9 protein-coding genes and 2 CRISPR repeat arrays (1 of these 11 cut by a window edge) are annotated in these 14,584 nt (G+C 69.4%); all 9 genes read right to left on the bottom strand.

Annotated features, from left to right (window positions below):
• Positions 1-137: a CRISPR direct-repeat array (repeat unit 28 nt; unit sequence GGATCACCCCCGCATGCGCGGGGAGCAC); it reaches 257 nt to the left of the window's first position.
• Between the two features lie 94 nt (positions 138-231).
• Positions 232-3,312: direct repeats of the CRISPR family, unit length 28 nt; unit sequence GGATCACCCCCGCATGCGCGGGGAGCAC.
• A 65-nt stretch (positions 3,313-3,377) separates the two neighbouring features.
• Positions 3,378-3,734, bottom strand: a complete 357-nt coding sequence (gene cas2e, locus ABD191_RS04655; protein ID WP_344077169.1) for a type I-E CRISPR-associated endoribonuclease Cas2e — start codon at positions 3,732-3,734, stop codon at positions 3,378-3,380.
• Positions 3,734-4,687 carry a type I-E CRISPR-associated endonuclease Cas1e gene (gene cas1e, locus ABD191_RS04650; RefSeq protein WP_344077167.1) on the bottom strand — a complete coding sequence of 318 codons (954 nt, stop codon included), beginning with the start codon at positions 4,685-4,687 and terminating at the stop codon, positions 3,734-3,736. Before cas1e ends, cas2e begins: the two co-directional genes overlap by 1 nt.
• Positions 4,684-5,346 (bottom strand): type I-E CRISPR-associated protein Cas6/Cse3/CasE, encoded by a 663-nt coding sequence (gene cas6e / locus ABD191_RS04645; protein WP_344077166.1) that lies wholly within the window; start codon positions 5,344-5,346, stop codon positions 4,684-4,686. Before cas6e ends, cas1e begins: the two co-directional genes overlap by 4 nt.
• A 2-nt stretch (positions 5,347-5,348) precedes the next feature.
• Positions 5,349-6,050 carry a type I-E CRISPR-associated protein Cas5/CasD gene (gene cas5e, locus ABD191_RS04640; RefSeq protein ID WP_344077164.1) on the bottom strand — a complete coding sequence of 234 codons (702 nt, stop codon included), beginning with the start codon at positions 6,048-6,050 and terminating at the stop codon, positions 5,349-5,351.
• The gene (gene cas7e, locus ABD191_RS04635) at positions 6,047-7,165 is read right to left on the bottom strand and encodes a type I-E CRISPR-associated protein Cas7/Cse4/CasC (RefSeq protein ID WP_344077162.1); all 1,119 of its coding nucleotides are present in this window, start codon (positions 7,163-7,165) and stop codon (positions 6,047-6,049) included. Before cas7e ends, cas5e begins: the two co-directional genes overlap by 4 nt.
• Positions 7,162-7,770: a type I-E CRISPR-associated protein Cse2/CasB gene (gene casB, locus ABD191_RS04630; protein ID WP_344077160.1), complete on the bottom strand. Its 609-nt coding sequence runs from the start codon at positions 7,768-7,770 to the stop codon at positions 7,162-7,164. The genes cas7e and casB overlap by 4 nt, the downstream gene beginning before the upstream one ends.
• 56 nt (positions 7,771-7,826) lie before the next feature.
• Positions 7,827-9,479: a type I-E CRISPR-associated protein Cse1/CasA gene (gene casA / locus ABD191_RS04625; RefSeq protein WP_344077158.1), complete on the bottom strand. Its 1,653-nt coding sequence runs from the start codon at positions 9,477-9,479 to the stop codon at positions 7,827-7,829.
• A 157-nt stretch (positions 9,480-9,636) separates the two neighbouring features.
• Complete coding sequence (gene cas3, locus ABD191_RS04620; protein ID WP_344077157.1) at positions 9,637-12,462, bottom strand: CRISPR-associated helicase Cas3'; 2,826 nt, start codon at positions 12,460-12,462, stop codon at positions 9,637-9,639.
• Positions 12,459-14,567, bottom strand: a complete 2,109-nt coding sequence (locus ABD191_RS04615) for a UvrD-helicase domain-containing protein (protein WP_344077155.1) — start codon at positions 14,565-14,567, stop codon at positions 12,459-12,461. Before ABD191_RS04615 ends, cas3 begins: the two co-directional genes overlap by 4 nt.
• Between the last annotated feature and the right edge of the window lie 17 nt (positions 14,568-14,584).

The raw sequence follows: 14,584 nt of genomic DNA, 5'->3' as shown, positions 1-14,584 counted from the left end.
ATGCGCGGGGAGCACGACCAGCGGGTCTGGCCGCTGCCGCTGAACGCCGGATCACCCCCGCATGCGCGGGGAGCACATCAGCACGGAGTCGGACGGCTCATCTTCCGCGGGATCACCCCCGCATGCGCGGGGAGCACGCGGCGGGCCCGCGGCGGCCGCCGCGTCATCCAGGATCACCCCCGCGTGCGCGGGGGAGCACTGGCGTACCGGCGTGGGCCGGCACCTGATGGCGGGATCACCCCCGCATGCGCGGGGAGCACTTTGCGGAGGTCGAGGGGGTCGACCCGGCCCAGGGATCACCCCCGCATGCGCGGGGAGCACCCGTCGGCCGGGAGTGCGTCGATGGGCATGGACGGATCATCCCCGCATGCGCGGGGAGCACGCCGCCCGGCCCCGCCGAGCGGGAAGAGATTATGGATCACCCCCGCATGCGCGGGGAGCACGTGTTGGGCGCTGTGCGCGCCCACGTGTGGTGGGGATCACCCCCGCATGCGCGGGGAGCACAAACTCCCGTGCCACGTGATGACGCCGTACGAGGGATCACCCCCGCATGCGCGGGGAGCACAAACCGCGTCAGCGGTTTCGGAATGGAGGGTGGGGATCACCCCCGCATGCGCGGGGAGCACGTGCCGCCGTTGTTGCGCGTCACCTCGACGTCGGGATCACCCCCGCATGCGCGGGGAGCACCGTGATCGCGAGCGGCTCCCACGACGTGGCGAGGGATCACCCCCGCATGCGCGGGGAGCACGCGGCGCATGAGACGGCGCTTCAGGACGAGCGAGGATCACCCCCGCATGCGCGGGGAGCACCAGCCGTGCCGCGCGCTGCCGCACCACGTACCGGGATCACCCCCGCATGCGCGGGGAGCACCTCGGCGGGATGTTAGTGGCCCGGTGGATGTCCGGATCACCCCCGCATGCGCGGGGAGCACACACCAAGGCGCACGAGCGGCTGCGCGAGGTCGGGATCACCCCCGCATGCGCGGGGAGCACCACCTGGTGGACGTGTGCAAGACGGTCGTGTCGGGATCACCCCCGCATGCGCGGGGAGCACAGGGACTGACACCACATGGGCCGCCACGAGGACGGATCACCCCCGCATGCGCGGGGAGCACCCGGTCAGCGTGGAAGCCGGAGCCGTTGTGCTTGGATCACCCCCGCATGCGCGGGGAGCACAGTTCGATCAGGTAGTCGCGGATCGTGGCCGCGGGATCACCCCCGCATGCGCGGGGAGCACCCGCTTGACCAGCCGTGCCACGCGTCGGTGCTGGGATCACCCCCGCATGCGCGGGGAGCACTCCCAGCTCTTGTTCATGTCGCTGACCGGGATCGGATCACCCCCGCATGCGCGGGGAGCACAACGCGTCCACGCAGTACGAGTCACAGCAGGGCGGATCACCCCCGCATGCGCGGGGAGCACGAGCTGGTCAACTCCAACGAGTCGGACCTCACCGGATCACCCCCGCATGCGCGGGGAGCACAGACCGAGGATCTGGCCGATGAAGTCGGAGTCCGGATCACCCCCGCATGCGCGGGGAGCACAACAGCGGCCTGTTCCGCCGGTACGGCCGCGAGGGATCACCCCCGCATGCGCGGGGAGCACGAGGGCGGCGCCAAGGTCAAGGCCACGAACAGCGGATCACCCCCGCATGCGCGGGGAGCACTTCCACAGCTTCTTGAGCCGATCGACCACGACGGGATCACCCCCGCATGCGCGGGGAGCACGTGTACGCCGTCCGGTACGTCGCCGGCCGGTAGGGATCACCCCCGCATGCGCGGGGAGCACGCCGCCGATGACCTGCAACTCAACCAAGTCCGCGGATCACCCCCGCATGCGCGGGGAGCACGACGGGGGCGTTGATGAAGGCGCACTCGTGGCGGGATCACCCCCGCATGCGCGGGGAGCACTTCAAGCACAGCACCGCGCCCGGCTGCGCCGAGGGATCACCCCCGCATGCGCGGGGAGCACGAGGAGCTGGGCACGCACTGGTGGAAGCTCGGCGGATCACCCCCGCATGCGCGGGGAGCACCTGAAAATCGACAACCGCGCGCCGGGCACCTGGGGATCACCCCCGCATGCGCGGGGAGCACGTCCTGGGCGGGCTGCGCGCGGACGCCGACCTGGGATCACCCCCGCATGCGCGGGGAGCACTCGTCGTGCCGCGCCCAGCCCACGGGCTGGTCGGGATCACCCCCGCATGCGCGGGGAGCACGAGGACGTCGCCCGGGAGCTGTACCTCGCCGAGGGATCACCCCCGCATGCGCGGGGAGCACTCCGTTGTCTGCGGACATACGCACCGCGCGGGAGGATCACCCCCGCATGCGCGGGGAGCACCGAACGCTGCGACTTCGATCACAGCGATATCCAGGATCACCCCCGCATGCGCGGGGAGCACCCGGCTACCGCACGGACGAGATCGAGCTTGCGGGGATCACCCCCGCATGCGCGGGGAGCACGGTCCTCCCACTCGTCTGCGATCTCGCGCAGGGGGATCACCCCCGCATGCGCGGGGAGCACTCGGGGAGCTGCTGCCCGATGGCCGGCCGCGCTGGATCACCCCCGCATGCGCGGGGAGCACACCGCCACGCTGCCCGACTGGGCGATCGTGGCGGGATCACCCCCGCATGCGCGGGGAGCACGGATCTCCCGGCTCGTGGCGTTCCTGCAGTCGCGGATCACCCCCGCATGCGCGGGGAGCACATCAGGGCGTTGAGGATCTTCACCGCCGCGCCGGGATCACCCCCGCATGCGCGGGGAGCACGTGTAGCTCGCCACGCCGGGGTCGTGGGAGGGGGGATCACCCCCGCATGCGCGGGGAGCACGTGGCGCGCGCCTACGGTGTCGCGGAGTTCGAGTTGGATCACCCCCGCATGCGCGGGGAGCACACGCTCACGGAGTCTCCTCAAGCCGGGCGATCAGGATCACCCCCGCATGCGCGGGGAGCACGCGCTGCCCTACGAGCACCCCGACTGGGACCTGGGATCACCCCCGCATGCGCGGGGAGCACTGGTGGCTCGTCGTCGTTGTCCTGGCCGTTCTGGGATCACCCCCGCATGCGCGGGGAGCACGTGCGGTCGTAGATGATCCCGAGCGGATCGCGCGGATCACCCCCGCATGCGCGGGGAGCACAGCCTGGCCTCGTCGTTCGACGGGGACTTCGGGGGATCACCCCCGCATGCGCGGGGAGCACCCCGGCCGACCAGGTCGGGACGGCCGCGGGTGGGGATCACCCCCGCATGCGCGGGGAGCACCCGTTCGCGCTGAAGCCCACGGGGCGGCGGCAGGGATCACCCCCGCATGCGCGGGGAGCACACTTGTTCACCTGCGGTGATGAAGATCTAGAGTCTGGTTTTTCTTCACTTTGGAACCGTGCCCGGCTACTCGGACGAACGACGTCCTGCAAACCGGCGGCGGCGTGCTGCTTTGCTCCATCCGCTCGGCATAGCAGCGTTGAAAACCGGCTCGCTCGGCCTTCGCATCAACGATATTCCGTCCAGATCGACCGGCGTCCAGTGGTGGTCATGCACCTTGAACGACAGCCGCTGTTCACCCTTCGTCTGGAACACCATGAGCGCTCTTCCCGGTCCGGCCATGTCGATGACGCGAGCCCACAGCCGGTTGCGGACGCGGGAGCTGATGTGTCCCACGTACACTCCGGCGGACAGCTCAATCAGCCATTGGGTCAGGTGTCCTCGAAGGCCGACTGGGCACGCCGTCAGGATAATGACCGTCATCAGAAGTCGATGTCCCCCGCATCGTCGTAGTTCTTTCCCGCCGCAACCTCAAAGCCGTGCTCATCCCATAGCCCGAGCGACCCGGCTTCGTCGTCATCGATCGGTCCGCTCGGCTGTGGCTGAAGGAGCGTGCGAACGTCGCGTACGCACCGGACCAGGACGTTCCCGTCCTGCATCCGGTCGCGCACCGCGCGCCGCGTGTCGGCGCCGATGTCGGCCGCACCGCTGGCGACCACATCGAACGCGACCGGGATGGTGACCTCCGCCTTGTACAGGTCGGCGATGTCGTAAACGAAAGCGCGCTCGTGTCCTGTGTGGATGAAGCCGAGCCCCGGCGACAGGCCGAGGGCGACGATGACCGCGTGCACGACCCCGTACAGACACGCATGTGCGGCCGAGAGCGCCTGGTTGATCGCGTCGCCGGCGGCGAAGTTGCCGTTGTCGTACTCCCGCTGGTTCCAGCCGACGCCTGTCCGCTCAGCATGTTCCCGATAGGTGCGGCGTACCCGTGCACCTTCCTTTCCCCGCAGTTGCTGCATGGTCAGGCGTGAGGTGTCCTCGCCGGGGAATCGCATGGCGTACATGGCTCGGGCGACGGCGAGTCGCCGGTCGCGGTTGCTGACAGCGTTCGCTTGAGCGATGAGCAGCCGGCTGGAGGACGCGAGCGAGCGGCCGTGTGCGTAGTAGCGCACGCCCCGCTCACCGACCCAGGCCACGGTGGCGCCGTGGTCGGCGAGCAGGGCGATGGCCTGATGGGTGATGCTGGTGCCCGGACCGAGTAGCAGGACCCCTACCGTTGCCGCCGGTATGTGCATGACGCCGCGGTCGTCGGTCGCTGTGACAGCGTTGCTGTCTCGGTGGATGACGCAGCGTTCCAGGTACAGAAAGCTGATCCGGTCCTCTGCGCGTACGAGATCGGGGATCTCGGCCGGAGGTACGCCAGGGATCTTCATTCCCGAGCGAGGGTGAGCAGGCCGCAGCCGTACGCCTTGGCGGGGCCGATGCCCCCGGTCAGGGCGCGGCGGAAAGCGTCCCCGTCAGTGACCTGCAGTACGCCGTCGAAGGTGGCCGTGGTGAGGGTGACCGTTCCCATCCCCCGTTTGAAGGTGACCGTCTCACGGCGACCTACGACCACGTTCGGCGCTCCGTCAGCCTGCGGCGCCACGACGAATCCGAGCTTGCCGGCCCGACCCAGGAGCCAACGCACCTGTTCCTCCTGGCGCAGGTACCCGAAGCGCTGCGTCTCCTTCGCATCGGCGGACTTGCGGCCGCTGTGGGTCGGGTTGGCCGTGAGTCGGAAAGCCCACCGCTGGCCTGCCTCGAGCGAGTCCAACAGTCCGTCGTACTCCCGGACAACCCACGTGTCCGTGGTCGGCCACCCGGCCTGCTCCACCAGGTGTGTCAGGTCGGGCCGACCGGGGCTGACTATGAACAGGTGCACGGCCCCGGGGCCCGACGAGTCCAGTCGCCACAGGGTGCGGGCGTCACCGCGTTGGTGATCATCGGGGTCGGCGAACCCGGCCCGGACAGCCGCATGCATGGCCTGTGGCGAGGTAAGGAGCTTCCGGGCGCCGCGGCGGGCCGGGTTGAAGCGGAACCGGGTGAGGAACATGCTCAGCCTCCCAGCAGACTCAGCGGGTCGTGTTCGGTGACGCCGGCCCGGTCGGGATCGTCGTTGTCGACGTCCACGTGCGCACGCACGACCGACCGCCAGCTGTACTCACGGCGGGCGGGATCGAAGCTGACCGGTTCGTCGGGCAGCACTTCGCTGCTCAGCTCCCCCGGGCGGACGTCCCGGATGATCTCAAGCCGCACCGATCGGGAGGCCCGCCGCTTGTACCAGTCCGCGGCGAGCCACGGCCATCCGGTCAGCGCCTCGTCGAGACTCTCACCGTGGACGCCGAGGCTGATCCGGCCGGCGGGTGGGCACGAGCGGCGACCGAGATAGAGCGGGAACTGTGGCCGTTCCAGCGCCTCCGCCAAGCCGCGTAGCAGCTCTTCCTCACCGCTGACCGCAGCGAGGAAGACGGCGTCGGACAGGTAGAACCGGTACGTCAGCGGCATACTGTCGCGTCCGTCCAGCGTGCGCGCGGTCTGGAAGTCGCGCATGATCTGGCCGGGCTGGTCGATACGTACGCCGAACTCCAACCGTAGAAGCTCGGTAAGCGGATCGGTGCGACGCATGCCCTTCGCTGCGGCCAGCATGCCGAGTACCCCGCTCTTTGTGGGCGCGGCCTCCGTGCCTCGGCGAGCGAACCGGCTCGATGACCCCCACGATTGCAGAGGGCCGGCGAGCCGCAGCAGCAGGACCGTCATGCTGCCTGCCCGAGCGCCGCGGCGACCTGCTCACCGACGCCGGCGACCAGCTCGTCGATCGTGACGGCTTTGCCGAGGTCCGCCAGCACCGCGGTCTGCTCCCCCACCTGGGTGACCCAGCTGCTCACCGGGCGCTCGCCGTAGGCGGACTCGACGGCACCGGTGTACTGCGCCAGGGCAGCCGCTGCCGCCGCGATCCGGCCGGCGCCGACCTTCTCCCGAACCGGCGTCTCGAACGCGCCGACCAGGTTGATCGGCTGGGTGTCCCGGATCCGGACCAACACCGCGTCAGGCAGCGTGCGGTTGGCGAAGGTGTTCTGCTTGCCGGTGGGCATGCTCCGCACGAACGCGGTGAGGAAGGCCTCCACAGCGGCCCGGGTCGCCGCACCGTCCCCAAGAGTGCGGTGCAGCGCGTCGACATCGACCGTGGCGTAGCGGTACAGCGTGGCGGAGTTGAACTCGACGGTGCCGATCATGCCCGCACCAGCCTGGTCGGCATCCTCCTTGCGGTCGTCGACGGCGGTGAAGTAGTCGAACTCCGTCTCTACGGCGTGCACGCTGATCGCGTGGGCGACCTGGCAGGCGGCGTCGACGTTGATGTCGGTCATGTCGGCGACCATCCGACCGAACATGGCGATGTCCACTGAGTGCTCAGTGTTGGCCAGCGCCTTGAGCTTCGCCTTGTCCAGCGGCGCTCCGCGGTGCGCCCCGATCGCCTCACCGGCCAGGTTGTCCAGCTGCCGGTGGCTGAGGAACAGCAGATACTTGGACTCGAAGTCTTTGGCGCCCTTCTTCTTGTCCGCCTTGCCGAAGCCCAAGGTGGCAAAGACGTCGGCGGCCAGGCTCGAAGCCTCCTCCGCGGACACACCCGGGTCGAGTGCCCGGATCCGCATCGCCAGCGACTCGCCCACCTGCAGGGTCCGCTCGCCCAGCTGGTCATCGGCCAGCACGCCTTCAAAGGCGAGCCGAATTGCGCGCTTCCACGCCTGGCTGGAGACCCGAGCGCGGCGTACCCCGCCGTACATGGCGGTCTTGGGCGAGCCGGTGTCGTCCCGGTTGAGGTTGCTCGGTGGCACAGTCTGCAGCGCGTAGACGTCGACGATGGTACGGGTCATGATCCGTTCTCCTCCTGGCTGTCATTCGCGGGTGTTGCACTGTTGTCGGCCTCGACCGTGCGGCGGCTGCGGAAGAACTCCCGGCCCCAGGCCGCGCGAACCTTGGCCGCTCCGTACGGCTTCCGCAGGTCCAGCAGGTCCTCGGCGAGCAGGCCGTAATCGAGCGGGACGGCGTGTCCGCGCAGCATGGTCGTCAGGCCGCGCAGGTGATAGATGACTTCCTGGTACGTGCTCGCGGTACCAAGCGCGGCGAAGCGCCGGCGAACCCCCTCGGGCCCATCGGTCTTGTTGAGCAGGCTCGACACCGCCCGCCCCAGGCCGTCGCCATCAAGGTGCATCGGCTTGCGCTGAGACTGCTGGTGCAGCGCGTACAGGCTCACCGCATCGTGGACCGCGTACTCCACGTCTGCGGGCCGGTCGTCCGGAACGAACTGAACGAGAGCTTCCGGGACCCCGAGGTACCGCTCCAACGTGTAGTCGGAGCCTGGCTCTCGTCCGATACCACGGCGCAGGCGGGCCAGGGCACCGACCGCCTCCGGATCAGGCGCCTCGCGCAGGAACCTGCTCTGTAGTGCGCCAATGACACCGGCGACATGACCGCCCACGTCTCCTCGGCGACGAGACCATGTCGTACGTGTCGGCTGATCAGCCGCGACCGTGGTCATGCTGGTACCCCCTCTGTGGTGGTGGCCATGGGCAGCGCCTTGGCAAGGCCGGAACGGAACCACGCTTCGGCCTGCGAACTCGAGTAATGCACCGCACGGCCGTTGCGGTCGACGACGGTCCGGCCCACCCACGCTGTCGGGCCGGCGGCGGCGACCAGATCCGCACCGATACGAGCGATGGCCCGCTTCACCAGCCGCTGCCACGACTCACGCTCGGCCACGGGGTCGCTGTCCGGGCCCAGGCTGGCCAGCCAGTCGCGGAACGCCCTGTCCAGCAGCGCATAGCCGCGCTCGGCAGCGCGCTCGGCCTCACCGCTCGTATCGGCCGTGCCACCCGCGGCACGGACGAGGTCGGCCGCAAGGCTGCGCAACTCCCGCACCGCGGCCTCCGCGTCCGCGGCGGCATCAACCGCGGTGTTGCGCAGCGGCGAGTCCTCCACCAGGAGGAGCGCGTTCATGGTCAGGGAGTCGGTGAACACCTCGTCGATGACGGCCTGCTGCGTGCCGTACGTAACGCTCGTGGCGCGTGGACGTACCCGGAACTGATGATCTACGGTTCGGTTGAGCGTCAACCGGGCCAGCCAGCGGATGACCAGTGGGGACAAGCGTTGTGCCGGCTCTCCCCCTGGAGGTACGGCGGATGGCAGCAGCGTCTGGAGGCCGCGCCACAGCGACCGGGTGTGGTCATGGGGCCGGGGCAGGTAGACCGGAATCCGCTTCTGCTGCTTCTCGCGCGGTCCGCTGCGGCCCCACACACTCATCGGCTCCATGTTCTGGCGGTCCTGCCAGTCGATCGGGTCACCGTAGGAGATCATCGCGCCGGTGATGCCATCCCGGTCGCCGAACAGCCGGATCCGCCGCGCCTGCCAGGTATATAGGCCGAGCACTCCGTACGGACCACGAGTCTTCGGGTGCTCCTCACCCACGGACAGCTGCTCGCGCTCCCACGCCGGCATGTCCCGGGAATCTTCGCTCCGCCAGTTGGGAGCAACCGGAATGAGGTTGAGGAGCAACGTCTCCCGGAGGTTCGCCCCTTCGAGGTGGACGCCGCCGAGCGAACCAAGTGGACCCACACCAAGCGGGTACACCTTGCCGCCCTTGAGTCGCGCGTCCCCCACCGCACCGGTCTTGATCCCGGACGTGTCATACGCCTGGCAGTGCACCAACCATCGTGCAGCCTCGGCAGGGCTGATCGACTTCATGCCTGTGCCAGCGCGAGTGGTCAGAAACGGAAGGCCGGCAGGCACATCAGCGATCAGCCGCTCCAGGCCGAACGCGCTGCCCTTGCCCGTCCGTAGATCGGCCACCTGGTAGAACGGGTGCGTTGGGTGCAGCAGGTCGAAGCGGTCGCGGAACTCCCCGAGATAGTCAGCGACGTCTGCGGTCGGCAGGCCGGGCGAACGCCACAAACGCTGCCAGGCAGCCTCGCCTGCCGGCCCGTCCGTCGCCCGGTGCAGGACGGCGAGGGCCAACCGCAGGATGGCGAACGTCTGCGTAGGCAGCTCGCAGGCGATCATTCGAAGGTCCTCTGCCTGCTCGAACAGGCCGAGTAATGAGACCTCGCGCCGCCTTCCGGCGTCGTCCAGCACCGGCAGCCAATCCTCGCTGAGCAACGAAAAACAGGGGTTGTGCAGTTCCTTTGACTCCACCTCACACCTCCGTTATTGTCCACATCGTACATCCGCAACAAAGGTAAGGTTGGTCGAGCTGCACCACCCAATCCCTCCTAAGGGATGATCCGAAAGGCACTGTGGGTCGTGCCCCGATCGCGCAAATGTTCCCCGCGTAGGCGGGGATGCCTTGTAGTCAACTTCGGACAACATGGAGACCTTCGTGGACGTCGTACTGAAGATCGAAGGGGCCGACCCGAGCACGACCGTCACCGTCGACATCAAGCAACAACTCGCCAGCCAACCAGTGGTTGCTCTGCCAAGCGGTCAGGTCGATGCGACGCTCGAGCTCTCCGATCACCTCATCGATGACCTCGGGAGCGGTCATCATCCGGGGCAGTGGGAGGGCGCATCGGGCAATCCTCCGTGGCAACGAACCGGGCGGGACGTCAGCAGTGGGGACGGGTACGCCACCCCCCGCGATCCATGGGGGTAGGACGAGCCCGTCAGGCGCCCGTACCAGAAGAAGCACCTCGAGCGACTCGGCGTCACTGTCCCGGACGTGGCCCTGTGCCATGCGGTCGTCCTTGGCGTCCGTGCCGCCCGCGAGCCAGTTGATGAGCGGTGTTCCCGGCTCGGCCACCTCGCCGAGCCGGTAGCTCCTTGCGTTGACCTCCTTGGTCGCCTGCTCGTCTTCGTAGCGCTCCCGCGCCTCCGCCAGGGCCGGCTGCCAGGTCGGGGGGCCGACCGGCTCATCGCTGTACGCCGTCTGGGTCAGCGGCGCGATGTCGGCCGGCAGCCGCAGCGGTGCGCCGTCGAGGTGCGGCAGGAGCACGGCCGCGCCGCGCAGCAGCACGTACCGGTGGTACACCCGCTGCGACCCTGACACCGGCTGAGGCGGGTCGGCCGACCAGTCCGCGCCCGTGATCCACGCGGCCGGCGCGGCCACCCCGGTCGGGCGGTCAGCGCGCGGGTGGCGGTGCAGCCGGCCCAACCGTTGCAGGACGAGGTCCACCGGGGCCAGGTCGGTGACGAGCAGGTCGAAGTCAATGTCCAGCGACTGCTCAGCCACCTGACTGGCGACCACGATGTGCCGGGTCGGCCGTTCGGCGTCGCCGGGCGGCCCGAACGTCTCGCGCAGCCAGCGGTCCTTGGCCGCGCGGTCGACCGCCATGAACCGGGAGTGCGCCACGGACACGGGAAACTCCGGTCCGAGCGCCTCGCGCAGCGCGGCCGCGGTCTGCTGAACGCGCGCCACGGTGTTGCGCACGACCAGCGCGCAGCCGCCTTCGGACAGCCGCTCCCGCAGCAACTCGGCCAGCGCGGCCGGGTCGTCGTCCAGCCGGTGCAGGCTGACCGCCACGCCCCGGCCGGACTCGTCACAGCTGGTGGCTGTAGCGCCGCGTTCCGCGTTGCACACCGTCACCAGCGGGTAACGGAGGTCGTCGCGGACCGCCGCATACGGGTCGGTCGCGAGTTTCCTGCGTTCCCTTCGGGTGAGCCGGCCGAGGCGCCCGTTGTCGTACGCCGCCATCATCTCGGCGCGGCGCCGCGCGGGCAGCGTCGCGGACAGTACGACGACCGGCGCCCCGTACGCGCCGAGCCACTCGAGTGCCCGATCGAGAAACGTGCTCATGTAGACGTCGTAGGCGTGCGCCTCGTCGATCACGACAACCTTGCCAGCCAGGCCCAGGTGGCGCAGCACCAGATGACGGCTACGCAGGGCAGCGAACAGTAGCTGATCGATGGTCCCCACCACGAAGCTCGACAGCATCGTCCGCTTCGGCCCGGCCAGCCAGGTATGCACGCCGATGTCCGCGCCACCGGCGTCCTGCGCGATGGCGCTGGGCAGCGACGCGTAACGCAGGCGGTCGTACTCGGGATTGAACGCCGCCTTGCCATGGGCCAGCCGCACGTCCCGATGACCCCGGTCGGTCCAGGCGTCCGGCAGCCGGCGCAGCCAGGACAACAACCGCGAGAACATGGCGTCGCTCGTGGCCCGGGTGGGCAGTGCGAAGTAGCACCCGGACGCCCCGCTGCGTTGAGCGAGGATCTCCACCGCGGCGAGCGCGGCCTCGGTCTTGCCCTCCCCCATGGCAGCTTCGACAATCATCATCCCTGGTACGGGCATGACGGAGGCGAGCCCGACAACGGCGCGTTGGACCGGCCTCGGCGATGCCCCGTCGGGCAGGTCGAAGCGTGCGGTGAACAGCTCATCCACCTGGGTCGGTGGTGTCACGGGTACCCACGGCGCGGGCAGGTCGAGTGTCTCCCAGCCGGTCCGCAGCCGGTCGCTGTCCGGGCGGTCCAGTGTGTACGGGAAAAGCTCCTCGTTGCTCGCGATCCAGTCGGCGACGATGACCAGCCCGGTGAGCGCGGCCTGCGCCGGCTGGGTCAGCGACGCGTGGCGCCATTCGGTCAGCCGCTCGCCCGCCCCGCTGCGCTCAGTCATCCAGACCAACAGTTCGCGTTGGACCTCCGCCCATGGATCGTTTCCCAACAGGTGGGGGTGTGTGAGGACGGCCAGCAGCCCTTCGTCGGTCGGCGGGGTGCCGTGGTGCCCGCCGACGACCACGGCGTACGGGTCAGGGTCCGGCCAGCCCTGGTCGCGCAACCACTCGGCGAGAACGACGTGGCCCGCGACATCGTGTCGGGCGTGGCGGCGGTCGACCTGGATCTGCCCACGGTTGAAGGCCAGCCCTCGATCGCGCATCCGCTCGGCCAGTGCCGGTGCCTGGATCGCGAAGGCCGGTGTGGCCTTGCCGATGTCGTGGATTCCGGCCAACCAGACCGCTAACGTGCGGGCGTCGGCATCTCCTCCGGGCAACTGGTCAGCGAGCAACCGGCGCACGGCCGGGCTCACCCAGCTGTCCCAGAGCTGACCCGCGACGGCCGCCGAGTCCGCCAGGTGCCGCCATAGCGGCAGCCAGCCGACTGGCGAGGTGCCCTTCCGGTCGGTCTTGCCCCACACACTGCGGGCCGCCTCGCTCAACGCTTGCCCGCTCAACGTCGGGGCGGTCATGAGGCGCCGCCCGGCAGTAGCGTGCTGGGCGCGCCGGCATGCGACAGATAAAGGACGTCACGCGCCCGCGTCATGGCGACGAAGAGCAGGCAACGCTCCCGCTGCAGATCCTCCCGGTGCGCGTGCGGGTCCTCCGTCACCGAGGTGACGGCGTTGGGCGCGGGCAGCACGCCGGCGTCAAGGCCGACGACCGCGAGACACTGGAACTCCAGTCCTTTCATCCGGTGCATGGTGGCGACCCGCACGCCGTCGATGCCACGCTTGTCGTCCGCGACGTCGATGCCCGCGCCCGTCAGCACCTTCGAAATGTCGGAGACGAGCTTCCCGGTTCGAGCGGCCACGCCAATGGCGTGGGGTTCAACACCCTGGTCCAACCAGTCATCGATGCGATCGACCAGAGCGTCCAGCTCGCCACTTCGGTCGTTGTGCTCGGCCACCTCCGGCGCGCCGCCGTGGTTGTCAGAGTGGTATCCCCGCAGGGTGTCGGCCTCGTCATCCAGGCCGATGGTCGGCTCCCCCGCGAGGACCTTTACCGACATCTGCAGGATCTCGTGGGTGGTGCGGTAGTTGACGGTCAACCGGTGGGTTCGGCCCCGGACCTCGATGCCGAGCCGGGCCAGTGAGACCTGGCTGTCGTAGATCCGCTGGTATGGGTCGGCGAGCAGGAACATGTCGTTAGGTCCCGGCGCCACCAGGGCCCGAAGCAGCCGCCACTGAGCAGGGTGAAGGTCCTGTCCCTCGTCCACCACGACGTGCCGGTAGCGGGCGGGTGAGCGAGCCGCAAGCCCCGCCGCCTCGTCGGCGATCTGCAGGTGCGTGCGCGACCGTTGCGCGGCTAGCTGGGCGACGACGCCGTGGATCGCCGTCCAGATCCGCTCGCGCTGGGGGGCGCGCAGCCCGTCGCCCCGGCCCTTGCGAGGCGCGTCGCGGTAGGCCTCCATGGTGGTCAGCTGCTGCGCCAGGATGACCTGTTCCCATTCCCGCCGCAGGAAGGCGGCACTGCGCCGGGTCACCTGCCCGGCTCGGTTGAGCGTCGTTGGCGCGGCCTGTGCGGCAGCCGCCCACATGCGCGAGAGCGAGTCGTCATCGGCGACCGTGATCTTTCGATTACCCGCCACGATCTCGTACGCCAGTTTGTCGATGCTGATCACGTCGATGCGGGACCGCACCGCCGGGTCGTCGGTCAGCCGGTACAGCTGCCTGCCGAGGGCGTCGGCGAGCGCCCGGGTGAACGTGGTCAGCAGCACCCGAGAGCCGTCGTCGGGCAGACGGCCAGCGAGGAAGACGGCCCGGTGCAGACCGGTGACGGTCTTGCCGGTCCCGGCGCTGCCCGTGATGAGCGCGGGGCCGTTGAACGTCTCGCGGTAGGCCAGGGAGCGCTGGGTTGGATGCAGAAAGACCCGCCACGCGTCGAACGGCTTCGCCAGGATCGCGGCTAGCTCGACCGGGCTGTCGACGAAAGCGATCCGGTCCGAGGTGCGCCGCGCCGCAGCGGCCAGGTCGTCGGGATCCGCTCCGGAGACAATGCGGTCAGCGATCTCGTTGAAGACCTCGTCAAAGCCGATGCCCGCCGCAAGCCCTGTCAGTACCTGGGCCTGCGCCGGTGGGAGCAGCCGGGTCAGGCTGTCCAACTGTTGGTCGCTGCTGATCCGCCGAAGAAGGGGGATCAGGTCCTCGTCCACTCCGAGGCGCAGCAGATCCCGCGTCGCCACGCTGTCGAAAATGCCGTCCGCTGATGCGGGAGTGGTGGGCCACTTTCGCTCGAGTTCCTCGATGCCAGCCTGGTCACGGACTTCGAGCACGCCCAGCGCCTGGTTGACCCCGAACTTGCGGCTCACCGCGTAGGCTGACGCGTCGTCGTGGGGTAGGACCTCGCACAGAACGTACCGGGCCCCGCCCAGGGCGAGCACGACGCCGCGGTAGAAGTCGTTGATCTTGATCGTGCGCACGTTGGGATCCCGGGCCCCGGACAGCTTCTCCAGGTGCAGCCCGGCGTGTGTGTGCTCCGCGAACTTCGTGATAGCCGCGTCGACAGCCCGGCGCACGGGCGGCTGCAACTTGGCGTAGCGCTTGAGGAAGGCGATGTCGATGGCCAGCTCGCCCATGGTTGTCCCCGCCCTTC

Origin of the sequence: Luedemannella helvata, assembly GCF_039528415.1 — a bacterium.
Classification (GTDB): Bacteria; Actinomycetota; Actinomycetes; order Mycobacteriales; family Micromonosporaceae; genus Luedemannella; species Luedemannella helvata.
The sequence above is the reverse complement of the archived record's forward strand: the minus strand, read 5'-3'. Positions and strand labels throughout refer to the sequence as shown.